Consider the following 21,893-nt stretch of genomic DNA (forward strand, 5'->3'; position numbering starts at 1 on the left):
CGGCCATGAGTACTCCGGTGAAGGTCAATGGTCCGCTGGACGGAGCCGTCGTGGCGGTGGCGGGAGCGGCGGGCCCGGCGGGCCGCGCGGCGCTGCTGCGCCTGGCCGACGCCGGGGCGAAGGTCGTCGCCGCGGACGCGGACGCGGCGCGCCTGGCCGAGGCGGTCGACGCGGCGCGGTACGCCCACGGCGGGGCCACCGTCATCGGCGACACGGTCGATCTCCTCGACCTGGAGGCGACCCGCGCCTGGGCGGACCGCACCGAGAAGGAGTTCGGCCGGATCGACGGCCTGGTCCACCTGGTGGGCGGCTGGCGCGGCTCGGCGACCTTCGCCGAGACCGACCTAGCGGACTGGGAGCTTCTGGAGAAGCTCCTCATCCGCACCGTGCAGCACACCTCACTGGCCTTCGAGACGCCCCTGCTGCGCAGCGGCAACGGCCGGTACGTGCTCGTGAGCGCCGCCGGGGCCACCAAGCCCACCGCGGGCAACGCCGCCTACTCCGCCTCCAAGGCCGCCGCCGAGGCATGGACCCTCGCCCTCGCCGACTCCTTCCGCAAGGCCGGGGGTGAGGCCGGACCGTCGGCCGCGGCCACCGTCCTGATCGTGAAGGCACTGGTGCACGACGCCATGCGCGCCGAGCGCCCGCAAGCGAAGTTCGCGGGCTTCACCGACGTCAAGGAGCTGGCCGAGGCCATCGCCGGCGTCTGGGACAAGCCCGCACCGGAAGTGAACGGAACCCGTCTGTGGCTGACTCCCCAACCGTGACCTCGTCCACCCCGGCGACCGACGCGATACGCCGTCACGACCCCGGGGTGCGCGGTTTCGCCAGCGACAACTACGCGGGGGCCCACCCCGAGATCCTGGCGGCACTCGCACTCGCCAACGGCGGCCACCAGGTCGCCTACGGCGAGGACGATTACACGGCGCACCTCCAGGACGTGATGCGCGCCCACTTCGGGCCGTCCGCCGAGGCGTTCCCCGTCTTCAACGGCACGGGCGCCAACGTTGTCGCCCTGCAGGCCGCCAGCGAGCGCTGGGGCGCGGTGATCTGCGCGGACACCGCGCACATCCACGTCGACGAGTGTGGTGCGCCCGAGCGCGTCGGCGGGCTCAAGCTGCTCACGGTGCCGACCGAGCACGGCAAGCTCACCCCCGAGCTGATCGACCGTGAGGCGTTCGGCTGGGATGACGAGCACCGTGCGCAGCCGCAGATCGTCTCCATCACGCAGACCACCGAACTGGGCACCTGCTACACGCCGGAGGAGATCCGGGAGATCTGCGCCCATGCGCACGAGCGGGGCATGAAGGTCCACCTCGACGGCTCGCGCATCGCCAACGCGGCGGCCACGCTGGGCGTTCCGTTGCGGGAGTTCACCACCGACGCCGGTGTGGACCTGCTCTCCTTCGGCGGCACCAAGAACGGGATGCTCTTCGGCGAGTGCGTCGTCGTGCTCGACCCCGGTGCGGTGCGGGCGATGAAGCATCTGCGCAAGCTGTCCATGCAGCTCGCCTCCAAGATGCGTTTCGTCTCCGTCCAGTTCGAGGCCCTGCTCGCCGGGGACCTGTGGCTCCGGAGCGCGTCGCACGCCAATGCCATGGCGGCGCGGCTCGCGGAGGGGGTGCGGTCCGTCGACGGTGTCGAGGTGCTGCACTCCGTGGAGTCCAACGCCGTGTTCGCCCGCCTGCCGCACGACGTGAGCGAGCGGCTCCAGAAGCGCTACCGCTTCTACTTCTGGGACGAGGCGGCGGGCGAGGTCCGCTGGATGTGCTCCTTCGACACCACCGAGGAAGACGTCGACGCCTTCACCGCGGCGGTGGCGGAGGAGATGTCCAGGAGATAGCTACGATCCGGGCACCGGGGCCGGGGCGGTGCCGCCGAGGTGGGCGGGGATCCACCAGGTGTCGTCCGGCCCCTTGGTGCGCACGGGATAGGCGCGCTGGGCCGCCTCCAGGAGGTCCTGGACCCGGGAGCGCAGGCGCTCGGTCACGGACTCCGCGCTCTCGTCGTGGCCGGGGGTCATGGGCTCGCCGACCCGGATGGAGACCGGGATGTGGTCGCGGCCCATGTTCCGCTTGTGCCCCTTGGTCCACAGCCGCTGGGTGCCCCACAGCGCCATGGGCAGCAGCGGCACCCCCGCCTCCTGCGCCAGGCGTGCCGCACCCGACTTGAAGGACTTCAGGGTGAACGAGGTGGAGATCGTCGCCTCCGGGAACACGCCGATGATCTCGCCGGAGCGCAGCGCGCTCAGTGCGTGCTCGTACGCGCCCACGCCCGCCGAGCGGTCGACGGGGATGTGCTTCATCGCGCGCATCAGGGGACCGGAGAACCGGTGCCGGAAGACGGACTCCTTCGCCATGAACCGCACCAGCCGCTTGGCCGGGCGGGCGGCCAGTCCGCAGAAGACGAAGTCGAGGTACCCGATGTGGTTGCTCACCAGGACCGCCCCGCCCCTCTGGGGTATGTGCTCGGTGCCCTGGACGTCGAAGCGCAGGTCGAGCGCCTTGAACATGGTGCGGGCGGCACCGATCACCGGGGGGTAGACGAGTTCTGCCATAAGGGGAAGATCCTTCGGGGCCTGGGGAGAAGTCTCCCGGTGAAGCTACGTGGCCGTAAGTTTGGTGGCTTCCGGCAGATCGTGCCCGAATGTCCGGCCCACAAGCCAGCCGGGGTGCCCGCTCCACCGGGAGATCCTCATCACGTCGTCCTGAATCCACCCGGTGCAAGGCGGAAATTTATCCGTGACCGCCGGTGCTGCACCTGGCGGAGCGGACGGGAACAAGGAACGGGAACAAGGGAAGGGGCCGCGGTGCCGGGTCGGGGAGACGGCGAGGAGGGCGGGCCGCTGAGCGCCGTCCGGATCGGTGCGCGGCTGGGGGAGCGGGCGACGCTCGTCCAGTTCTCCAGCGCCTTCTGCCAGCCCTGCCGGGCCACCCGGCGCGTCCTGGCGGAGGTCGCCGGGATGGTCGAGGGGGTCGCCCACGTCGAGATCGACGCGGAGGAACGGCTCGAGCTCACGCGCGCCCTCGGCATCGGCGTGACGCCGACCGTGCTCGTACTCGACGCGGAGGGCCGCATCGTGCGCCGGGCCGCGGGGCAGCCTCGTAAGGCCCAGGTCATCGCTGCTCTGGGCGCGGCGGTCCGAGGTCCGCAGTGATCCATCTCCCATATGGCGGCCCCCACTTGACGGTGTGCGTTTCGGATCGTCACTGTGACGCCATGTGGCCCGGGCTCCTTCTGTGCGGACGCGCGTACGTGGATCTGCTGCGCACCGCGAGCGCGTGCTGTCCGAAGCCGTGAGCAACCGTGACCGTACCGATCCGGCTCAACTCACCAGAAGGCTCAATTCACCAGAAGGCTCAATTCACTAAAAGGACGCGTTCCATGACGGCCTCGCCCGAAGTCGGCACCTCCCTGGCCTCCGGTCTGCTGCGCTCGGTCTTCCGCCGGCACGCGGCCGGCGTCGCCGTGATCACCGCGCAGGGTGCCCGTCCGGTGGGCTTCACCGCCACCTCTCTGACCTCCGTGGCCGCGGAGCCCCCGCTGGTCTCCTTCGGTGTCGGTACCGGCTCCTCCAGCTGGCCCGTGATCGCCGGGGCGACCCACGTCGGGGTGCACATACTCGGCGAGCACCAGCAGGAGCTGGCCGCCGCCTTCGCGCGCAGCGGCGCCGACCGCTTCGCCCCGCCCACCCGTTGGCGCACGGGCCCCGAGGGGGTGCCGGTGCTGGAGGGCGTACTGGCCTGGCTGGTGTGCCGGATCGTGGCCCGGGTCCCGGCCGGCGACCACCGGGTGGTGCTCGCCGAGGCCGTCGCCGGCGACCCGGCCGGGGCGGGCCGCCCGCTCCTCTACCACCAGGGACGCTTCAACGGCCTGCGCGACTGAGACGTCCCCTGCGCGCACGTCGGACAGATCACAGTCGACCGGCCTTGCGCTCGATGGGAACCCTCGCTGTACTGACGAGTAACATTCCGCTCGGGGCGATGCCCGCACCGACCCGGAATCCGCCCCCCGAGGCGCCTATGCTGCCTGCCAAGGCAGCTTGATAGAGACGATGCAGTAGGAGAGCCGGCGTGAGCTTGAGGATCGTTGTCTGTGTGAAGTACGTGCCCGACGCCACCGGCGACCGGCACTTCGCCGAGGACCTGACCGTCGACCGTGACGACGTGGACGGCCTGCTCTCGGAGCTCGACGAGTACGCGGTCGAGCAGGCACTGCAGATCAGAGACGGGGCAGACTCCGAAGACGCTGCGGAGATCACCGTGCTCACCGTCGGCCCCGAGGACGCCAAGGACGCGCTGCGCAAGGCGCTGTCGATGGGCGCCGACAAGGCCGTCCACGTCGAGGACGACGACCTGCACGGCACCGACGCGCTGGGCACCTCGCTGGTGCTGGCCAAGGCCGTCGAGCACGTCGGCTACGACCTGGTGATCTGCGGCATGGCCTCGACCGACGGCGGCATGGGCGTGCTGCCGGCGATGCTCTCCGAGCGCCTGGGCGTTCCGCAGGTCACCCTGCTGTCCGAGGTCGCCGTGGCGGACGGCAAGGTCACCGGCCGCCGTGACGGCGACACGGCCAGCGAGCAGCTGGAGGCGTCCCTCCCGGCCGTCGTGTCCGTCACCGACCAGTCCGGCGAGGCCCGTTACCCCTCCTTCAAGGGCATCATGGCCGCCAAGAAGAAGCCGGTGGAGTCCCTGGACCTGTCCGACCTCGGCCTCGAGGCGGACGAGGTCGGCCTCGACGGCGCCTGGACCAAGGTCGACGAGGCCACCGAGCGCCCGGCCCGCACGGCCGGCACGATCGTCAAGGACGAGGGCGAGGGCGGCAAGCAGCTCGCCGAGTTCCTCGCGGGTCAGAAGTTCGTCTAGTCCCCGCACGAACCGTCCCTCCCCCCTCTTCTTTTCGCAGGAGCAACGCCATGGCTGAAGTCCTCGTCTACGTCGACCACGTGGACGGTGCCGTCCGCAAGCCCACCCTCGAACTGCTCACCCTCGCCCGCCGCATCGGCGAGCCCGTCGCCGTGCACCTCGGTGCCGGTGCGGACACCGCCGCCGCGACGCTCGCCGAGCACGGCGCGGTGAAGGTGCTCACCACCGACGCCCCCGAGTTCGCCGACTACCTCGTCGTGCCCAAGGTCGACGCGCTGCAGGCGGCGTACGAGGCCGTATCCCCGGCCGCCGTGCTGCTGCCCTCCTCCGCCGAGGGCAAGGAGATCGCGGCCCGCCTCGCGGTCCGCATCGGCTCGGGCATCATCACCGACGTCGTCGACCTCGAGGCCGGCGACGAGGGCCCGGTGGCCACGCAGTCCGTCTTCGCGGCCTCGTACACCACCAAGTCCCGTGTCACCAAGGGCACCCCGGTCATCACCGTCAAGCCCAACTCCGCCGCCCCCGAGGCCGCCCCGGCCGCGGGCACGGTCGAGCAGCTGGCCGTCGCCTTCGGCGAGAAGGCCACCGGCACCAAGGTCGTCTCCCGCACCCCGCGCGCGTCGACGGGCCGCCCGGAGCTGACCGAGGCCGCGATCGTGGTCTCCGGTGGCCGCGGTGTCGGCGGTGCCGAGCACTTCCCGCTCATCGAGGCCCTGGCCGACTCGCTCGGCGCGGCCGTCGGCGCCTCGCGCGCCGCGGTGGACGCCGGCTGGTACCCGCACACCAACCAGGTCGGCCAGACCGGCAAGTCGGTCTCCCCGCAGCTGTACATCGCGGCGGGCATCTCCGGTGCCATCCAGCACCGGGCCGGCATGCAGACCTCGAAGACGATCGTCGCCATCAACAAGGACGAGGAGGCGCCGATCTTCGAGCTGGTCGACTACGGCGTCGTCGGAGACCTCTTCCAGGTCGTCCCGCAGCTGACCGAGGAGGTCAAGGCCCGCAAGGGCTGAGCCCGCCACGCCCAGGGCCCCGTACGCGATGCGTACGGGGCCCTGGTGTTGACCGGCCGTCGTGCGCGCCGCTAGCGTCGTTCAACGGATTGTTGAATTCCTGCGGCGGAAACGGCGGTTGGGGAATGCGGCGGACGGCGACCACCTTCGGCAGCGCGACGCACGAACGCATCGGCGCCTCCCTCGCGGGCGTCGACGCGGAGCTCGCCCGCCGCTACCCCGGCGATCCGGGCACCCGGCAGCCCGTCCACACCGTCTACGTCCCCGCCGACGCCTTCGACGCGGACACGGTCCGCTCCTGGGGCGAGAGGGCCCTCGCGGCCCTGGACGAACACGCCCCCGACGCGGGCGCGTTCGCCTCGGCGCTCGGCATCCCGGACGGTCTCGCCGGGCCGGTGTACGAGCGCGTCCGCGCCAAGCTCGGGCGCGAACCCGTCGAGGACCTGCGCATCGACTTCGAGGACGGCTACGGGCCGCGCCCCGACGACGAGGAGGACGCGGCGGCGGCCCGCGCGGCGAAGCTGGTGTCCGCCGCGTTCCGGGACGGCACCGCGGCGCCCTTCATGGGCATCCGGATGAAGAGCATGGAAGCGGCCGTCCGCGACCGCGGGATCCGTACGCTCGACATCTTCCTCACCCACCTGACGGCGGAGGGCGCGCTGCCCGGAGGGCTCGTCCTCACCCTGCCCAAGGTCACCTACGCCCCGCAGGTCACCGCGATGGCCGCGCTGGCCGAGGAGTTCGAGAAGGCGCACGGCCTGCCGGCGGGCCGGATCCGCTTCGAGATCCAGATCGAGACCACCCAGGCCATCCTCGGCGCCGACGGGCGTGCGACCGTCGCCCGCCTGATCGAGGCGGGCGAGGGCCGGGTCACGTCCCTGCACTACGGCACGTTCGACTACAGCGCCTCGTGCGGTGTCAGCGCGGCCCACCAGTCGCCCGACCACCCGGCCGCGGACCACGCCAAGGCCGTGATGCAGGTCGCGGCGGCCGGCACCGGCGTCCGGCTGTCGGACGGGTCGGTGAACGTGCTGCCCGTCGGCACGACCGGGCAGGTGCACGAGGCATGGCGGCTCCATCACGGCCTCGTCCGGCGGGCGTTGGCGCGCGCGTACTACCAGGGCTGGGACATGCACCCCGGCCAGCTGCCGTCCCGGTACGCCGCCGTCTACGCCTTCTGCCGCGAGGGCCTGGAGCCGGCCGCGGAGCGCCTGGCCGCGTACGCGGGCGGCGGCGGTGGGGCGGTGCTGGACGAGCCCGCGACCGCCAGGGCGCTCAGCGGCTACCTGCTGCGCGGGGTCGACTGCGGGGCCGTGGACGCGGAGGAGGTCGCCCGGCTCACCGGGCTCACGCGCGCCGCGCTCGACGCGCTCGCGGGGCGCTGAACTCGCGGGCGCCGAACCATCACTCGGCGGGCGGGAGTTCGCCGGAGCCGCGCACGATCAGCCGGGTCGGCAGCTCCAGGCGCCGCGGAGCCTCCTCGGCCCCGTCCAGCCTGCGGAACAGCAGTTGTGCCGCGGTACGGCCGAGGCGTGCGGCGTCCTGGGCGACGACAGTGACGGCGGGGGAGAGCAGATCGGCCAGTTCGAGGTCGTCGAAGCCGACGAGCGCGACGGGGCGGGGGTGGCGGGTGAGGACCCGGACCGCTGTGACCGTCACCCGGTTGTTCCCCGTGAAGAGCGCGGTCACGGGGCGCGGGCCGGTGAGCATGCGCTCCGTCTGTGCCCGTACGCGCTCCGGGGCCGTGACCCCCAGGGACACCCACGCGTCGTCGACCGGCAGGGCGGCGGCCTCCATCGCGGCACGGTAGCCGCGCAGCCGCTCGGTGGCGGTGTGGATGTGCGGCTCGTCGCCGATGAAGCCGATGCGGCGGTGGCCGTGGGCGATGAGGTGGGCGACGCCGTCACGGGCGCCGCCGAAGTTGTCCGAGAGCACCGCGTCGGCGGCTATGTGCCCGGCCGGGCGGTCGACGAAGACGGTGGCGACGCCCGCCGCCATCTCCGGTTCGAGGTAGCGGTGGTCGTGCCCCGCGGGGATGACGACCAGGCCGTCGACGCGGCGGGCGCAGAAGGCCAGGGCCAACTCCCGCTCCCGCTCGGGGTCCTCGGCGCTGGACCCGTTGATGAGCAGGGCGCCGTGGTCGCGCGCGACCTCCTCGACGGCACGGTTGAGCGGGGCGTAGAAGGGGTCGGCGAGGTCCTCCAGGACCAGGCCGATGGACGCGGTGCGGCCCTTGCGCAGCACGCGGGCGCTGTCGTTGCGGCGGAAGCCGAGGGCGGTGATCGCCTCCCGGACCCGGCGTTCGGTGTCCGGGGTGACCCCGGCCTCGCCGTTGACCACCCGGGACACGGTTTTGAGCCCGACTCCGGCGCGCGCGGCCACGTCCTTCATCGTGGGGCGGTTGCCGTAGCGGGAGGGCGGGCGGCGGGAGGTGTCGGGCACGGCGGCTACGTCCTTTGCGTCCTTCGCGTTCTTCAGCGTTCTTTGCGGTTCCCGGGACATGGCTCGGCGGGGTCCGGAGGACTCGAGCATAGAGCCTGGACAACGTTGTCAACTCGGGGAAGACTGGCGGAATACCGATGGTCCGACCTCCGACCGCCCTGTGCCACCTCGTGGGGCCGCCGGGTCCCGCCCAGCCTGGAGACCGCCGCGCATGCACCATGACTCCGACGCCCTCGTCGCCGCCCTCGACATCGGCGGCACCAAGATCGCGGGCGGGCTGGTGGACGCCCGGGGGCGGTTGCTGGTGCGCGCGCAGCGGCCGACCCCGGCGCGGGGCGACGGCGCGACGGTGATGGGCGCGGTGGCGGCGGTGCTCGAGGAGCTCGCCGCCGCTGCCGGCTGGCCGCGGGTGCGGGCCGTGGGCATCGGCAGCGCGGGGCCCGTGGACGCCTCGGCCGGGACGGTCAGCCCGGTCAACGTGCCCGGGTGGCGCGGCTATCCGCTGGTCGCCGAGGTGTCCCGGCGGGTCGGCGACCGGCCCGTGGTGCTCGTCGGCGACGGCGTGGCGATGGCCGCCGCCGAACACTGGCAGGGCGCCGCACGGGGGCGGGCGAACGCGCTGTGCATGGTCGTGTCCACGGGCGTCGGCGGCGGGCTGGTCCTCGACGGCCGACTGCACACCGGGCCCACGGGCAACGCAGGGCACATCGGGCACATCAGCGTCGATCTGGACGGCGACATCTGCCCTTGCGGCGCCCGGGGTTGTGTGGAGCGCATCGCCAGCGGCCCCAACATCGCGCGCCGGGCCCTGGATTCGGGCTGGCGACCGGGCCCCGACGGCGATACGACCGCCGCGGGCGTCGCGGCGGCGGCCCGCGCGGGCGACCCGGCGGCGCGGGCCTCCTTCGCGCGGGCCGCCCAGGCGCTGGCCGCGGGCATCGCCGCGACGGCGACGCTCGTCGAGATCGAGGTCGCGGTGATAGGCGGCGGTGTCGCGGGCGCGGGAGAGGTGCTGTTCGGCCCGCTGCGGCAACGGCTGCGCGACTACGCGACGTTGTCCTTCGCCTCGGGCGTCGAGGCCGTCCCGGCCCGGCTCGGCCCCGACGCCGGACTCGTGGGGGCGGCGGCAGCGGCGGCACAGGAATCGGGACTGTGGGCGGCGGGCATGGTGCGGTGACGGACCGCCGCACTGTCGCGGCATGGCGAGATCGGTGCATCATGCCGCTCGCACGTATTTCCGTGGCAAGGTGTTCCGGGCACGTCCTGGCACGTTCTGGCACGTCCTGGGCCGACGAAGGAGGGCAACCGTGATCGTCTGGCTGAACGGCGCGTTCGGTGGCGAAGCGGCCGGCACGGCGAAGGAGCTGACGGAGCTCATCCCGGACAGCCACCTCTACGACCCCGGGATCGTCGCCGGAGCGCTGGGCCGTCTGCTGCCGCCGGAGCGGCTGAACGGGATCCGGGACGTCCAGGACCTGCCGGTCTGGCGGCGGTTGGTCGCGGACACGGCGGCGGCGCTGCTCGCGGAGCTGGACGGGGTGCTCGTCGTGCCGATGCCGCTGGTGCGGCAGGAGTACCGGGACGAGATCTTCGGGGCTCTGGCATCGCGCCGGATATGGGTGCGGCATGTGCTGTTGACGTCGGGGGAAACGATACTGCGCGCCGGGGGCGTACCCCCGGGAGGAAACGGGGCGGGAGGAAACGGGGCGGACCGGGACGCGCTGTCCTGGCTGCGCGACGACGCCTTCGTCGTCGACACCAGCGGCCTCACCCCGCGTGAGACCGCCGAGCGGGTCGCGGAGGCCGTCCGCGACGGCAGTGCCGAGCCCTGCCGGATCGTGCAGACCCCCGAGCCCCGGGGCGAGACGCTGGCCGCCGGGGTGCTGCTCTTCGACGAGGACGACCGGGTGCTGCTCGTCGACCCCACCTACAAGCCCGGCTGGGAGTTCCCCGGCGGGGTCGTCGAGCCGGGCGAGGCGCCCGCCCGCGCCGGGATGCGCGAGGTCGCCGAGGAGATCGGCATCGAACTCGCCACCGTGCCACGGCTGTTGGTCGTCGACTGGGAGCCGCCCAGGCCGCCGGGTTTCGGCGGGCTGCGCCTGCTCTTCGACGGCGGCCTGCTGGCCCGCGCCGATGCGCACCGCCTGCTCCTGCCTGGTGCGGAGCTGCGCGGCTGGCGGTTCGTCACCGAGGACGAGGCCGCCGCGCTGCTGCCGCCCGTGCGGTTGAGCAGGCTCCGCTGGGCCCTGCGGGCCCGCGAGCGGGGACGCCCGCTCAACCTCGAGGCGGGCGTCCCCGTGGGCTGACGGCCACGGGGACGGGACGCGTCAGTTCTTCTGCGTTCCGGTCTTCTGCGTCACTTCTCCTGCGTTCCGGCGTAGTTGAGCAGGAAGAGGGCCTCGGTGAGGGAGAGCCGCTCCAGTTCCTCGGGGGAGACGCTCTCGTTGACCGCGTGGATCTGCGCCTCCGGCTCGCTCAGGCCGATCAGCAGGATCTCCGTCGCGGGGTAGAGCGTGGCGAGGGTGTTGCACAGCGGAATGGACCCGCCCATGCCCGCGACCTGCATCTCCTGGCCCGGGTACGCCACGCGCATGGCCTCGGCCATGGAGGCATAGGCGGGGCTGGCGACGTCGGCGCGGAACGGCTGTCCCTGGCCGACCTGTTGGACGGCCACCTTGGCGCCCCACGGGGCGGCCGACTCCAGGTGGGCGGCCAGCAGCCGCGTCGCCTCGGCGGAGTCCATGCCCGGCGGCACGCGCAGGCTTATCAGGGCCCGCGCACCCGCGTGCACGGACGGGGTGGCGCCGACGACCGGCGGGCAGTCGATGCCGAGCACGGTGACGGCGGGGCGGGCCCACAGGCGGTCGGCCACGGTGCCGGAACCGATCAGGGAGACGCCGTCGAGCACCTTCGCGTCGGCGCGGAAGTCCTCCTCCGGGTACTGCATTCCCTCCCAGGCGCCTTCCGCCTCCAGGCCGTCGACGGTGGTCGAACCGTCCGCCGCGCGCAGCGAGTCGAGGATGCGGATCAGCGCGGCCAGCGCGTCGGGAGCGGCACCGCCGAACATGCCGGAGTGCAGGTTGCCCTCGAGGGTGTCGACCTGGACCTGGACGAGCGTCATGCCGCGCAGCGTCGCGGTGACGGTCGGCAGCCCGGTGCGGAAGTTGCCCGCGTCGCCGACGAGGATGGCGTCGGCCGTCAGCAGCTCGGGGTGCGCCTCGGCGTACCGCTCGAGGCCACCGGTGCCCTGCTCCTCGGAGCCCTCGACGATCACCTTGACGCCGACCGGTATCCCGCCGTGCGCCTTGAGCGCCCGCAGGGCGGTGAGGTGCATGATCAGGCCGCCCTTGCAGTCGGCGGCCCCGCGTCCGTACCAGCGGCCGTCGCGCTCGGTCAGCTCGAAGGGAGGCGAGAGCCAGGCGGCCTCGTCGAGCGGGGGCTGCACGTCGTAGTGCGCGTAGAGCAGGACCGTCGGGGCGCCCTCGGGGCCGGGCAGGTGGCCGTAGACGGACTGGGTGCCGTCGGGGGTGTCCAGCAGGGCGACGTCCTGGAAGCCCTCGGCCCGCAGGGCCTCGGCGACCCAGTCCGCCGCCGCCTCGCACTCGCTCCTGGGGAACTGCGCCTCGTCCGCCACCGACTTGAAGGCGACCAGCTCGGTCAGCTCGGTCCTGGCGCGGGACTGCAGTGAGGCGACGGTTGCCGCGAGCGCGGCGTGGTCCGGCTGCGGGTTCGGGGACGGGGCGGGCGATTCCATGGAACGCTCCTTGCTGGCGCTGCGTTGGTTCCGTACGTACGGGCGATTTCGCCCTTGATCCTGCCATGGTGCCTCGCACCGCTCGGCACGGCTTCCCGCGGAAGGGCGGCCGGCGGCCTGGCCGTAGGATGCGGGCGGTAGCCGTAGCCGGTGATCGAGCGGGAGTAGAAGCACAGGTGAGCAGCGAGAACACAGCCCCGGAAGCGAGCCGGGACGTGCCGGGGGACGGCGAGCCGGTGTGGGACGTCATCGTGGTGGGCGCCGGGCCCGCGGGGGCGTCGGCCGCCCATGCGGCGGCGGCCTCCGGGCGCCGGGTGCTGCTCCTGGAGAAGGCCGCGCTGCCCCGCTACAAGACCTGCGGCGGCGGGATCATCGGCCCCTCGCGCGACGCTCTGCCGCCCGGCTTCGCGCTGCCGTTGCGCGATCGCGTCCATGCCGTCACCTTCTCTCTCAACGGGAAACTGTCGCGCACCCGCCGCTCCAAGCGGATGCTCTTCGGGCTCATCAACCGGCCGGAGTTCGACGCCGCGCTCGTCGAGGCCGCCGAGGCCGCGGGTGCCGAGGTGCGCACCGGCGCGGCCGTCTCCCGGGTCGAGCAGCACGGTGCGGCGGTGCCCGACCGCCGCACCGTCGCCGTCGTGCTCTCCGACGGGCAGACCCTCCTGGCCCGCGCGGTCGTCGGCGCCGACGGGAGCGCGGGGCGGATAGGCGCGCACGTGGGGGTGGAGCTCGAGCAGGTGGACCTCGGGCTGGAGGCCGAGATCCCGGTGCCGGCCACGGTCGCCGAGGACTGGGCGGGGCGCGTCCACATCGACTGGGGCCCGATTCCCGGCAGTTACGGCTGGGTCTTCCCCAAGGGGGACACCCTGACCGTCGGGGTGATCTCCGCGCGTGGCGACGGCGCGGGCACCAAGCGCTACCTGGAAGACTTCATCGCCCGTCTCGGCCTGGCCGGTTTCGAACCGAGCATTTCCTCCGGCCACTTGACCCGCTGCCGCTCCAGCGACTCGCCGCTCTCCCGCGGTCGCGTGATCGTGTGCGGGGACGCGGCCGGCCTGCTGGAGCCCTGGACCCGCGAGGGCATCTCCTTCGCCCTGCGCTCGGGACGCCTGGCGGGGGAGTGGGCCGTGCGGATCGCCGAGGCGCAGGACGCCGTCGACGCCCGGCGCCAGGCGCTCAACTACGCCTTCGCCATCAAGGCCGGTCTCGGTGTGGAGATGGGCGTCGGACGCCGGCTGCTCACGCTCTTCGAACGCCGCCCCGGCATGTTCCACGCCGCACTCACCGGCTTCGGGCCCGCCTGGCGCGCCTTCGCGAAGATCACGCGGGGGACGACCACGCTCGCCGAGATCGTGCGCACCCACCCCCTGGCCCGGCGCGCCCTCATGGTGACGGACCGGACCTGAGCGGGCCGCGCCCCGTGACGTGGTGCGGCGGCGTCCCGCGCACCTGACCACGTCGCGGGACGTGCTCGCACCACGTCAGGGCTGTATCTGCTCCGTGATCCGGAAGACCGGGTGCCGTGCGGCGATGCGGAGCAGTTCCTCGTCGGTCGACTTCTCGCCGGCTCCGTCGAAGAACCGGCCCACCTGCCATCCCCAGCGCGCCAGATAGGCGCGCAGGACCGCGGGCTTGTCCGCGTCGGGCAGCTCCGCGGCGGTGAACATCCGCACGGTGCCGCCCACTTGGAGCCGCCCGCCGCCGGCCGCCCGCAGATTGCGCACCCACTGGCCCTCGCCGCGCGCCGAGACGAGGAAGCTGCCGCCCTCGAATTCCAGCGGGTTGACCGGCACCTGGCGCCACTCGCCGCTGCTGCGGCCCCGCACGGACAGCTCCGCCGCTCCCGCGAGACTCAGGCCGTGCCGCGCGAGACGGCCGATCACTCCGCCCGCGAGCCGGTCGAATCGCCCGGGCTTGATGTAGTGCGTCATGCGTGTCACGGCAACCCCCAGTGATGGAGAGCGGTGCTCTCGCTTGAGATCAGTGTGCACGCTCGCGTGTCATCGCGCAAGAGCAGTGCTCTCGTTGTTGTGCATTGATCCGTGCGCTGGCAGACTGGGGCCATGAATGCCATCCGAGGGGCCAGGGAACGGGCCCGCGGCGAGATCACCGCCGCGATCAAGGAAGAGGCGCGTCGCCAGCTCGCGCAGGAGGGCGCGGCCAAGCTCTCGTTGCGCGCGGTCGCCCGTGAGCTCGGCATGGTCTCGTCCGCGCTCTACCGCTACTTCCCCAGCCGTGACGAGCTCCTCACGGCCCTCATCGTGGACGCCTACGACGCGGTGGGCGCCGAGGCCGAGGGTGCCCTCGCCGCCGCCGGCACCGCCGATCCCGCCGCGCGCTGGACGGCTGTCTGCCGGGCCGTGCGCGCCTGGGCGCTCACGCACCCGCATGAATACGCGCTCATCTACGGTTCGCCCGTGCCCGGTTACGAGGCGCCGCAGGCCACGGTCGAGCCCGCCGGCCGCGTCGCGCTGACCCTCGTCGCCATCGCGCGGGACGCCCACGCCGCCGGGCAGTTGCACACCCCGTCCGCGGACCCCCTGCCCCGCACGGTCTGCACGGACCTCGAGCGGATCGTCGCCGAGCACGCCTTCGGGCTCCCCGCCCCCGCCGCGGCCGCGCTCGTCGCCTCCTGGGCCCAGCTCTTCGGCCTGATCGGCTTCGAGCTGTTCGGCCACTTCAACAACGTCGTCGAGGCCCGCGAGGCGTTCTTCACCCATTCCGTGCGCGGTCTCGCGCACCAGATAGGGCTCACCGGCCCGGAGAGGGCTGCCACTTCATCGAACTGACCTGCCGTCAGAAAAGCGTCTCCGGTGCGACTGTCCCCGCCGCGCGTACCACCGCGGTCGTCTCCGCCTCCGGCGGTGCCGCGGTGAGCGTCCAGCCGGCCAGCTGGCGCGCGTCGAGCAGCAGCGGTCTTCCGTCCGCCGTGTCCAGGCAGATGTCCGGCCCCGCCACGGCCACCACGCGCCCCGCCACCGTGCACCGTGCCGAGAGCTCGACCAGACCGGCGCCGGGCCGGAGCCGGCCGAGCCCGAAGGCCTCGTCGTGGTGGACGGGCGCGAAGGGCCGCACGGCCAGCGCCTCCGGCAGTCCCGGCAACTGCCGCGCACGCTCGTGCAGCCGGGCCAGCTCGGCCGTACGCAGCTCCCGGGCCGGCAGGGGAACGCGCGCGGCCCGCTTGGCCGCGTACGGGAAACGGTCCGGGACGGCGAGTGCGGCGCCCAGCACCGCCTCCGCCCGCCGGGCCGCCATGAGCGGCCCGCGTCCGAGCAACGCGTAGGACAGCGCCGCCTGTTCGAGCAGCCGGACGCCCTCCCGCTCGGCGGCGGTGATGCCGACCTTGACCAGCCCGGGCCCGAACCAGGCCAGGTAGACGTCATATGGCCGGGGATCGTCGGCGGCCGTGTCCGCGGCGACGGAGTGCGACCGGTCGAGTCGCGCGCACTCGGCGCACTGCGCCGAGACCGCCCGCACCGGCACCTCGGCGCCGGCCGGGCAGGGAGTGCGCCGACCGCCCCTGCGCACCCCGACACACTGCCGGCGCCCACCGGTCGTGAACGCCAGCGGTCGTCCGGGCGGCAGCGGGGACAGGCGCTCGCCGCCGCCGGGGCGAAGCCACACCAGCGCCGGCCCCTCCGGGGACCAACGCGCCCCGGCGCACTGCCAGTCGTGCCGCTCCACTTCGCCCCTCCCTCTCGTCATCCAGTGTGCCGTGCCACCGCACCACGCGTGCACCAGGCGATGACCGCCGCCATGGCCGCGAGCGCCGCGACCGTGGTCAGCGCGACGGACAGCGAGGAACGGTCGGCGAGCAGGCCGATGATCGGCGGCGGGAGCAGCATGCCGCCGTAGCCGAAGGTGGACGCCGCGGCGACACCGCTCGGCCCGGCCAGCTCGCCCGCCCGACCGACCGCCACCGGGAAGAGGTTGGCCAGGCCGAGGCCGGTGACCGCGAAGCCTGCGAGCACCATCCACAGTGTCGGGGCCAGCGCGCCGACCAGCATGCCCGCGGCGGCGACGGTGCCGCCCGCGACCAGGGCCCGGGTCTGGCCGAGCCGTTCGAGGAGCGCCGTGCCGCTGAGGCGTCCGGCGGTCATGGCGAGTGCGAAGACCGAGTAGCCGACGGCCGCGAGGCCCGCGCCGGTGCCGAGGTCCTGCTGGAGATGGAGCGCGCCCCAGTCGGCGAGCGCTCCCTCGCCGTAGGCGGTGCACAGGGCGATGAGGCCGAAGACGACGACCAGTCCGCGCCTGTTCCGCGCCGGGTGCGCACCCGAGGCCGCGGCCTCGGGGCGATCGGCCCGGGGTGCGGGGTGGGCGAGCAGGGCGCGCCCCGCGGCCGCGGCGACGACAATGCCGATCACGGCCAGGAGCAGCAGATGACGGGTGGCCGACAGATGCCCGGCGATCAGCCCGCCGAGCCCCGCGCCGAGCATGCCGCCGACGCTGAACGCCGCGTGGAAGCCGGGCATCACGGGCCGGCGCAGCGCGGCGACGAGGTCGACGGCCGCGCTGTTCATCGCGACGTTGATGCCGCCGTACGCGGCGCCGAAGGCGAGCAGGACGAGCCCGAGGGCGAGTGCCGAGTGCGTCAGCGGCGGCAGGGCGATGCCGAGGGACATGCAGACCGCCGCGACGACCGTCACCGGGTGGCTGCCGAACCGCCGGACCAGCCGCCCTGTGAGCATCATGGTCGCGACGGCGCCCGCCGACACCCCGAGCAGTGCGAGCCCGAGGGCGCCGGTGGAGGCTCCGATCTGCTGTTTGATGGCGGGGATGCGGACCACCCAGCCGGCGAAGAGAAAGCCGTCGAGAGCGAAGAAGAACGTCAAGGCGGTGCGGAGGCTCCGCAGGGCAGGATCGGCCGGAGCTGCTCGTCGTCCCCCCAGTACCGCCGTCCGTATTTTGTTCAGTGTCGGCACAAAGTCAGAATAGGGGTGTGACCCAGACTCGGACAACACGTTTGGAGCGGGGCCGTGCCGCTCTCGGCCCGGCCTTGGAGCTCGTCCACACCGGCCGCGCCCCCACGCGCGCCGTGCTCACCGCCGAACTCGGCGTGACCCGCGCGACTGCCGGAGCCGTTGCCGCCGAGCTGGAGGCGCTCGGACTGATCCAGGTCGACGCCCGGCCGGGTTCCGCCGCCGGTTCCCAGGGCCGTCCGTCGCACCGGCTCTCCGTCGCGCCGGACGGCCCCGTCGTCCTCGCCGCGCAGATTCACGTGGACGGGTTCCGCGCCGCCCTCGTGGGGCTCGGCGGGCGGATGATCGCCACCGCGCCGGGCTGCATGACGGTACCCGCCGATCCCTCGCACATCATCGACGCCGTCGTCGAGGCCGGTGCGGGCCTGCTGCGGGAGACCGGGCGCCGCTGCCTGGGCGCCGGGCTCGCCGTCCCCTCGGCCGTCGCCGAACCGGACGGCACGGCACTCAACCCGCTCCACCTCTCCTGGCCCGTCGGCGCCCCCGTCCGCGAGCTCTTCACCGAGGCCCTGGCCAAGGCCGGTGTCGTGGGCCCCGGCAACGTCGCCCTCGCCGGATGCGTGGGCAACGACGTCAACCTCGCCGCCCTGGCCGAGCACCGGCACGGTGCCGGGCGCGGCGCGCGGCACCTGCTGTGCGTGGCCACCGGCCACCGGGGGGTCGGCGGTGCGCTCGTCCTCGACGGCCGCCTGCACACCGGCAGTTCGGGGCTGGCCCTGGAGGTCGGCCACCTCACGGTCAACCCCGCGGGCCTGCCCTGCCACTGCGGCAGCCGCGGCTGCCTCGACGTCGAGACCGACCCGCTGGCCTTCCTCACCGCCGCGGGCCGGGAGCCGGGGCCCGCCGTCTCGCTGCTCCAGCAGGCCCGCGACCTGCTGCGCACGGAGCACGCGGACCCCGCCGTCCGGGCCGCCGTCGAACTGGTCGTCGATCGGCTCGGGTTGGGCCTCGCGGGCCTTGTCAACATCCTCAACCCCGACCGCGTCGTGCTCGGCGGGCTCCACCGTGAGCTGCTCGCGGCGGATCCCGAGCGGCTGCGGGCCGTCGTCGCCGACCGCAGCCTGTGGGGCCGCAGCGGCAGTGTGCCGATCCTGCCCAGCACGCTCGACCACAACAGCCTCGTCGGCGCGGCCGAGGCGGCATGGCAGCCGGTCCTCGACGACCCGCTGACGGTGCTCGGCTGACACGTCCGGGTGAATCCCGTCCGTCGTGTCACCCCGGCACGGCGGACAGGGCTGCTTTTCCCGGTTTCCCCAGTTCCCCTGGTTTCCCCAGTTCCCCCGTTTTCCCCGGCCCGGCCAGGGGCACGGCGGGAAGCTCGCGGGCGGGCACGGTGAGCGCGAACCAGACGACCTTGCCGCCGTCGTGATGCTCCCGCACACCCCAGCCCGCACTGACCGCCGCGATCAGGGCGAGGCCGCGCCCGTGGGTGCCCGTCCCGTCCGGCACACCGAGGCAGGGAGGGCGGGGGTCGTGATCCCTTACGGAGACCGTGAGCTGGCCTCGTACGAGGGCGATCTCCACCGTGCAGCGCTTGTCCGGGCCCGCGTGCTGGTGCACGTTGGTCAGCAACTCGGTGACGCCGAGCGCGGCGGGGTCGATGAGGGGATCGAGATGCCAGTAGCGCAGCTGCGCAGATACGATTCTGCGCACCTGGCCGACCCGTTGGGGGAGGGCCTGGAGCTCAACGGTGCAGTGCTTGTTCGCTCGACTGATCACGGCTGCGGCTCCCTGAAGCAGTAGGGCTGGCCTTGATGCGGGTACGCGCTGCGGGGCGCGTCTCGTCGTCTCCCTCGTCACTCGTGTGCCCTCAGGTCCCGGTGTTGTCGCGTGCGGAACGCACGGCCTCCAGGAAGCGGTTGACCGCGTCGGAGTCGGTGTCCTCGCCTGCGGGATCGTGCGGGCCCAGGGTGAGCAGGTAGCGGGTGCCGTTCACGGTCGCCCGGGCCCGGGCGCCGGCGGCGAACCACGGTTTGCGCGCGTGCACCGAGTCCACCGGCGCGCTGTCGATCTCCCGGCCGTAACTGGTCAGCAGTTCCAGCCGGCCGTCGTGGATCTTCACCTGGCCGGCCCGGGTGAGGGAGCGGAGGAAGCGTTCGATCCGTACCCCTGTCGCGGAGAACTCCGGTTCCGCCACGGCGCACCGCCTCTCGGCCGAATGGTCTGTCCCGTGCGCAGTGTGCCCGTGGGGAGGCCCATGCACCAGGGGATATTTAGGATCATTCGGTCCAAATGTTCGGGATGTTTGTCGTGGGCCCGGCCGGACCTCGCAAGGAGCGGCGTGAACGAGACAGAGCACTCCACCCCCACCGTCGACGTGGACCGCAGTGACCCCGCCTACCGGAGCTGGCTCAAGGAGGCCGTCCGCAAGGTGCAGGCCGACGCCAACCGGTCCGCGGACACCCATCTCCTGCGCTTTCCGCTGCCGGAGGAATGGGGCGTCGACCTTTACCTGAAAGACGAGTCCACCCATCCGACCGGGAGCCTCAAGCACCGCCTCGCCCGGTCGCTGTTCCTCTACGGGCTGTGCAATGGCTGGATCCGTCCCGAGACCCCCGTCGTCGAGGCGTCCAGCGGTTCCACCGCCGTCTCCGAGGCCTACTTCGCCAACCTGATCGGCGTGCCGTTCGTCGCCGTCATGCCGCGCACCACGAGCCCGGAGAAATGCCGGCTCATCGAATTCCACGGCGCCCGGTGTCACTTCGTGGACGACCCCCGCGGGATGTACGAGGAAGCGGCCGCCCTGGCCGAGCGGACCGGCGGCCACTACATGGACCAGTTCACCTACGCCGAGCGGGCCACCGACTGGCGCGGCAACAACAACATCGCCGAGTCCGTCTACAGCCAACTCCGCCTGGAACGCCACCCGGAGCCCGCCTGGATCGTCGCCACCGCGGGCACCGGCGGCACCTCGGCCACCATCGCCCGCTACGTGCGGTACATGCAGTACGACACCCGCATCTGCGTCGCCGACCCCGAGAACTCCTGCTTCTTCGCCGGCTGGCGGGACCACGACCCGCACGCGAGCAGCGACCGTGGCTCACGCATCGAGGGCATCGGCCGGCCGCGCATGGAACCGAGCTTCCTGCCGGGCGCGGTCGACCGCATGATGAAGGTCCCGGACGCGGCGAGCGTCGCGGCCGTACGGGCCCTGGAACAGGTCATCGGCCGCAGGGCGGGCGGCTCCACCGGCACCGGGCTGTGGAGCGCACTCAAGATCGTCGCGGAGATGGCCGCCGAGGGGCGGACGGGCAGCGTCGTCACCCTCATCTGCGATCCGGGCGAGCGCTACCTCGACAAGTACTACTCCGACGCCTGGCTCGCGGAACAGGGCCTGCGCATCGGGCCGTACGCCGACACCATCACGGACTTCCTGGCGACCGGCCGCTGGCCGGAGTGACACCCCCTAAGCAACCCGCGCCCCGTCCGCCGGAGTCCGGGCCAGGAGCCGGTCGAGGACGCGCACCGCATCGCGGAACGCGCGCCCGATAGCGGGCCGGGCGAGCCGCATCACCCACAGCACCGGCGGCGGGGCGTCCACCGCGATCGTCCACCGGACCACCGTGCCGGTGCCGGCGGGAGACAGCCGCCAGTCCTCCAGCATCGCCCGGACGCCGGGCGCGTTGGTCTCGTCGATCCGGTACGCGTAACGCCGCGGGGACTCCGCCGCCATGATCGTCTCGAGGAAGCGGACGCCGCCGGCCAGGCCGACCACCCGGCCGCTGCGCCCGGCGGTCTCCGCCGGGCGGGCCAGGGTCACCGCACGGAACCAGCGCGGCAACCCCGTCACCTCCTCCGCCAGGGCGTGGTAGACCTGCCCGGGCGCGGCATTCGTACGGGCCGCGAAGGACAGCCGCAGCCGGGCGGTCTCGATGAAGTCGACGCCCACAGGGCGGAGTTTGCGCGCCATCGGAAAACCCCCAGGAGTCGGTCGACCGGGCGCCGACACCTTAGCCCGTGCGCTGCCGGATGTCTTCAGCGTCCCGTGCCGTGCCCGGAACCGTCCGCCACCACCAGCCTCGGCAGCCGCTCGGCGATCTCCTCGCGCGCCGCCGCGGGCAGTCCCGCGTCCGTCACCAGGGTGTCCACCTCGTCGAGGGACGCGAACGAACTCAGGCCCACCGTGCCCCACTTGGTGTGGTCGGCCAGCACCACCACGCGCCGGGCCGCCCGCACGAAATGCCGGTTGGTCTCCGCCTCCGCGAGGTTGGGGGTCGACAGACCGGCCTCCACCGATATGCCGTGCACCCCGATGAACAGCACGTCGAAGTGCAGCGAGCGGACGGCCGCGTCCGCGACCGGGCCGACCAGCGTGTCCGACGGAGTACGGACCCCGCCCGTCAGCACCACCGTCGCCGCACCCGGCCGGGCCGGGTGTCCGGAGGCCGCCGCCGACCGCTGGGCACTGTGGAACACCTCGGCGACCCGCACCGAGTTGGTCACCACCGTCAGATCCGGGACGTCCACCAGCCGCTTGGCCAGGGCGAACGCTGTCGTCCCGCCCGCGAGGGCGATCGCGCTGCCCGGCGGCGCCATGCCCGCCGCGGCCCGGGCCATGTCCTCCTTGGCGCCGGGCTCCAGGACCGACTTCGCCTCGAAACCGGGCTCGTGCGCCATGGCCTCCGCCACCGGCACCGCCCCGCCGTGCACCTTCTCCACCGCACCCAGACGCGCCAGCGCGTCCAGATCACGGCGCACCGTCATGTCCGACACCCTGAGCCGGCGCGTCAGTTCATTGACCCGCACCCCGCCGCGCCGCCTGACCTCGTCGAGAATCAGAGCGCGCCGCTGTTCCGCCAGGAGATTCTGGTTGTCGCTCACCCGGGCCCGTTCCCTT

Annotated in this window: 23 protein-coding genes; 13 read left to right on the forward strand and 10 right to left on the reverse strand. The window is 73.2% G+C overall.

Annotation, left to right across the window (positions count from 1 at the left end):
• The first annotated feature begins 5 nt into the window (after positions 1-5).
• The gene (locus tag ACV530_RS10780; RefSeq protein ID WP_494332121.1) at positions 6-767 is read left to right on the forward strand and encodes an SDR family NAD(P)-dependent oxidoreductase; all 762 of its coding nucleotides are present in this window, start codon (positions 6-8) and stop codon (positions 765-767) included.
• The gene (locus tag ACV530_RS10785; RefSeq protein WP_494332122.1) at positions 746-1,843 is read left to right on the forward strand and encodes a threonine aldolase family protein; all 1,098 of its coding nucleotides are present in this window, start codon (positions 746-748) and stop codon (positions 1,841-1,843) included. Before ACV530_RS10780 ends, ACV530_RS10785 begins: the two co-directional genes overlap by 22 nt.
• Here the strand turns inward: ACV530_RS10785 and ACV530_RS10790 are convergent, their stop codons facing one another.
• The gene (locus ACV530_RS10790) at positions 1,844-2,557 is read right to left on the reverse strand and encodes a lysophospholipid acyltransferase family protein (protein ID WP_494332123.1); all 714 of its coding nucleotides are present in this window, start codon (positions 2,555-2,557) and stop codon (positions 1,844-1,846) included.
• 252 nt (positions 2,558-2,809) lie between these two features.
• Here ACV530_RS10790 and ACV530_RS10795 point away from each other — a divergent pair, with 252 nt between their 5' ends.
• The 5 genes from ACV530_RS10795 (at position 2,810) to ACV530_RS10815 (ending at position 7,266) form a co-directional block, all read left to right on the forward strand.
• Complete coding sequence (locus ACV530_RS10795) at positions 2,810-3,157, forward strand: TlpA family protein disulfide reductase (protein WP_494332124.1); 348 nt, start codon at positions 2,810-2,812, stop codon at positions 3,155-3,157.
• 227 nt (positions 3,158-3,384) lie between these two features.
• Positions 3,385-3,885, forward strand: coding sequence for a flavin reductase family protein (locus ACV530_RS10800; RefSeq protein ID WP_494332125.1), 501 nt, complete (start codon positions 3,385-3,387; stop codon positions 3,883-3,885).
• 188 nt (positions 3,886-4,073) lie between these two features.
• Positions 4,074-4,868: an electron transfer flavoprotein subunit beta/FixA family protein gene (locus ACV530_RS10805; protein ID WP_494332126.1), complete on the forward strand. Its 795-nt coding sequence runs from the start codon at positions 4,074-4,076 to the stop codon at positions 4,866-4,868.
• A gap of 50 nt (positions 4,869-4,918) precedes the next feature.
• A complete protein-coding gene (locus tag ACV530_RS10810; RefSeq protein ID WP_494332127.1) occupies positions 4,919-5,881 on the forward strand; it encodes an electron transfer flavoprotein subunit alpha/FixB family protein in 963 nt (320 codons plus the stop codon).
• 125 nt (positions 5,882-6,006) lie between these two features.
• Positions 6,007-7,266, forward strand: a complete 1,260-nt coding sequence (locus ACV530_RS10815; RefSeq protein ID WP_494332128.1) for a DUF6986 family protein — start codon at positions 6,007-6,009, stop codon at positions 7,264-7,266.
• 19 nt (positions 7,267-7,285) lie between these two features.
• Here ACV530_RS10815 and ACV530_RS10820 read toward each other — a convergent pair whose 3' ends face one another.
• Positions 7,286-8,272, reverse strand: a complete 987-nt coding sequence (locus ACV530_RS10820) for a LacI family DNA-binding transcriptional regulator (protein WP_494332299.1) — start codon at positions 8,270-8,272, stop codon at positions 7,286-7,288.
• A gap of 262 nt (positions 8,273-8,534) precedes the next feature.
• On the opposite strand from ACV530_RS10820, the gene ACV530_RS10825 reads away from it, so the two are divergent.
• Positions 8,535-9,500 carry an ROK family protein gene (locus tag ACV530_RS10825; protein WP_494332129.1) on the forward strand — a complete coding sequence of 322 codons (966 nt, stop codon included), beginning with the start codon at positions 8,535-8,537 and terminating at the stop codon, positions 9,498-9,500.
• A 130-nt stretch (positions 9,501-9,630) separates the two neighbouring features.
• A complete protein-coding gene (locus ACV530_RS10830) occupies positions 9,631-10,629 on the forward strand; it encodes an NUDIX domain-containing protein (protein WP_494332130.1) in 999 nt (332 codons plus the stop codon).
• A gap of 50 nt (positions 10,630-10,679) precedes the next feature.
• On the opposite strand, the gene ACV530_RS10835 is transcribed toward ACV530_RS10830, so the two are convergent.
• The gene (locus tag ACV530_RS10835; RefSeq protein WP_494332131.1) at positions 10,680-12,077 is read right to left on the reverse strand and encodes a dipeptidase; all 1,398 of its coding nucleotides are present in this window, start codon (positions 12,075-12,077) and stop codon (positions 10,680-10,682) included.
• 176 nt (positions 12,078-12,253) lie between these two features.
• Between ACV530_RS10835 and ACV530_RS10840 the strand changes: the two genes are divergently transcribed.
• Positions 12,254-13,483: a geranylgeranyl reductase family protein gene (locus tag ACV530_RS10840; RefSeq protein WP_494332132.1), complete on the forward strand. Its 1,230-nt coding sequence runs from the start codon at positions 12,254-12,256 to the stop codon at positions 13,481-13,483.
• Between the two features lie 75 nt (positions 13,484-13,558).
• Here the strand turns inward: ACV530_RS10840 and ACV530_RS10845 are convergent, their stop codons facing one another.
• Positions 13,559-14,008: a nitroreductase family deazaflavin-dependent oxidoreductase gene (locus ACV530_RS10845; protein ID WP_494332133.1), complete on the reverse strand. Its 450-nt coding sequence runs from the start codon at positions 14,006-14,008 to the stop codon at positions 13,559-13,561.
• 132 nt (positions 14,009-14,140) lie between these two features.
• Here ACV530_RS10845 and ACV530_RS10850 point away from each other — a divergent pair, with 132 nt between their 5' ends.
• Positions 14,141-14,866, forward strand: a complete 726-nt coding sequence (locus ACV530_RS10850) for a TetR/AcrR family transcriptional regulator (RefSeq protein WP_494332134.1) — start codon at positions 14,141-14,143, stop codon at positions 14,864-14,866.
• Positions 14,867-14,873: 7 nt separating this feature from the next.
• Here ACV530_RS10850 and ACV530_RS10855 read toward each other — a convergent pair whose 3' ends face one another.
• Entirely contained in the window at positions 14,874-15,761 is an 888-nt protein-coding gene (locus ACV530_RS10855) for a DUF2797 domain-containing protein (protein WP_494332135.1), read from the reverse strand.
• Positions 15,762-15,778: 17 nt separating this feature from the next.
• The gene (locus tag ACV530_RS10860; protein WP_494332136.1) at positions 15,779-16,999 is read right to left on the reverse strand and encodes an MFS transporter; all 1,221 of its coding nucleotides are present in this window, start codon (positions 16,997-16,999) and stop codon (positions 15,779-15,781) included.
• A 17-nt stretch (positions 17,000-17,016) separates the two neighbouring features.
• On the opposite strand from ACV530_RS10860, the gene ACV530_RS10865 reads away from it, so the two are divergent.
• Entirely contained in the window at positions 17,017-18,240 is a 1,224-nt protein-coding gene (locus ACV530_RS10865) for an ROK family protein (RefSeq protein ID WP_494332137.1), read from the forward strand.
• Between the two features lie 28 nt (positions 18,241-18,268).
• Here ACV530_RS10865 and ACV530_RS10870 read toward each other — a convergent pair whose 3' ends face one another.
• Entirely contained in the window at positions 18,269-18,775 is a 507-nt protein-coding gene (locus ACV530_RS10870; RefSeq protein WP_494332138.1) for an ATP-binding protein, read from the reverse strand.
• A 91-nt stretch (positions 18,776-18,866) separates the two neighbouring features.
• A complete protein-coding gene (locus tag ACV530_RS10875; RefSeq protein WP_494332139.1) occupies positions 18,867-19,193 on the reverse strand; it encodes a hypothetical protein in 327 nt (108 codons plus the stop codon).
• Positions 19,194-19,337: 144 nt separating this feature from the next.
• Here ACV530_RS10875 and cds1 point away from each other — a divergent pair, with 144 nt between their 5' ends.
• A complete protein-coding gene (gene cds1 / locus ACV530_RS10880) occupies positions 19,338-20,456 on the forward strand; it encodes an L-cysteine desulfhydrase Cds1 (RefSeq protein ID WP_494332140.1) in 1,119 nt (372 codons plus the stop codon).
• Between the two features lie 6 nt (positions 20,457-20,462).
• Here cds1 and ACV530_RS10885 read toward each other — a convergent pair whose 3' ends face one another.
• Together ACV530_RS10885 and ACV530_RS10890 are read right to left on the reverse strand one after the other, a co-directional pair.
• Complete coding sequence (locus tag ACV530_RS10885; RefSeq protein WP_494332141.1) at positions 20,463-20,966, reverse strand: SRPBCC family protein; 504 nt, start codon at positions 20,964-20,966, stop codon at positions 20,463-20,465.
• Between the two features lie 65 nt (positions 20,967-21,031).
• The gene (locus tag ACV530_RS10890) at positions 21,032-21,877 is read right to left on the reverse strand and encodes a DeoR/GlpR family DNA-binding transcription regulator (RefSeq protein ID WP_494332142.1); all 846 of its coding nucleotides are present in this window, start codon (positions 21,875-21,877) and stop codon (positions 21,032-21,034) included.
• Positions 21,878-21,893 lie beyond the last annotated feature (16 nt).

The sequence above is a fragment of the Streptomyces sp. SX-6 genome (genome assembly GCF_059089585.1).